A 1,597-nucleotide genomic window follows, 5' to 3' on the forward strand; every position below is an offset into this window, starting at 1 on the left:
TTGGGGATGCTGACGTTTTTCCGTCCCAAAACCTATGCTGCAAGCCCCAAGGTTCTCCTGTATTGCACGGGGCTCATCCCTCCCAATGATAGCTTGATCCTCTCCTCGTTGTACCAGCGGACGTAATCATCGAGAGCATCCATGAACTCTTCGGTCGACCATCCCGACCAGTCCCGCCCATAGAAGAACTCGACCTTGAGCCGCCCGAAGAAGCCTTCCATCGCTGAATTGTCCGGAGAGCAGCCCTTCTTCGACATGGAGCGGACGATGCCGTATCTCTCGCATCGCTCGATCCAGCCGGGCCAGCGGTAATGACAACCGCGATCACTGTGACCGACAGGATGCTCGCCTTCATGCAATCTGGATGCTGCAGCATCTAACATGGAGTTCACGAGGTCGGCGTTGGGCGAGGTCGATTGCGACCAGGCGACGCACATCCCGTCGAAGCAGTCGAGGACGGGGCTCAGGTAGACCTTGCCGGCGGGGATGGAGAATTCGGTGATGTCGGTGAGCCAAAGTTGGTTGGGAGCTTGAGCGTGGAAATCGCGCTTCACTAGGTTCTCGGGCGCCTCGCTGATCTCGCCTTTGTAGGAACTGTACTTGCGCTTGGCAGGGCGCTTGGCGACGAGTCCTTCCTCCTTCATGATTCTGCAGACGACCTTTTCCGATACGATGGCTCCATCAGATCCGAGGACGGCGTGCACTCTGCGGTACCCGTAGCGCCCGTCGCTGCCGTGGAATATCTCCGTTATGAGAATGCGCAGATCGGCATACTTGTCCGGCTTTAGGAGCGCCCTTTTCTGATAGAGGTAGCTGCTCTTCGCCATTCCCACCGCTTCGAGCAGCGCGCCAAGCCTATGCGCCGACCTCAGGCTCTCCACAAGGATCGTCTTCTCCTTGTTCGTGAGCATTGCAGGATCGACGCTTCGGTCTTTTCCCAGAAGCTCCACCGTCCCTTCCAGGATGGCACGTTGAAGTTCCAACCTGTCTATATCTCGTCTCAAGGACTCTGCGTACTCCTCGAGCTCCTCGATGCTTCTATCGTCTCTTTTCCTCGGCAATTTGCAGGGCACCTCCTCGCTCAAAAGCTTTCGCTTCCAATTGTAGAGGGTCGCTCTCTCGACGCCGAGTCCATCGGCGATGTCGCTCGCGGCTCCTTTTCTGACGACGAGGTCGATGACGGCTTTCTGCTTGACTTCATCGGAGACTCGCCTTGCGTCGGAGCGTTTCGGCCTGCGGCCGGGTTCTAACTCGTCTATCCATGCTGCCAGCAGTTCCTGTGAAGGGTACCCGAGCGCTCTCATCGTGCGCGCAAGGCACTGGCCATGCTCGAAGAAATGATCGACCGCTGCCCTTCTCTGCTCTTCGGTATATCTGCGATAGTTGTTGACCGATGGCATGTCGCATCCGTTCGCCAGGTACTCCTCGTACCATGCATAAAGGGTCGCGCGACACGGATAGCCGATCTCCCTTATCACCGAAGCGGGGCTCTTGTCGTATCTGATGAACAACTCCACAGCCTTCAGCTTCTCTTCTCTCGAGTACATCTCCACCTCCAAATCGTGATGATTCGGGACAGGTTTTCGTCAGCATCCCC

At 57.0% G+C, this 1,597-nt stretch carries 1 protein-coding gene; it reads right to left on the minus strand.

Annotated features, from left to right (window positions below; translation table 11 throughout):
- Positions 1–32: 32 nt before the first annotated feature.
- Positions 33–1,547 carry an IS3 family transposase gene (locus ACYVRU_RS12075; RefSeq protein WP_461186210.1) on the minus strand — a complete coding sequence of 505 codons (1,515 nt, stop codon included), beginning with the start codon at positions 1,545–1,547 and terminating at the stop codon, positions 33–35.
- Positions 1,548–1,597: the final 50 nt, after the last annotated feature.

It is taken from the genome of Adlercreutzia sp. CNCM I-6216 (genome assembly GCF_977113345.1).

Bases quoted from the DNA above. Each gene is read 5' to 3' on its own strand.
- ACYVRU_RS12075 (WP_461186210.1), bottom strand. From the start codon at position 1,547: ATGTACTCGAGAGAAGAGAAGCTGAAGGCTGTGGAGTTGTTCATCAGA.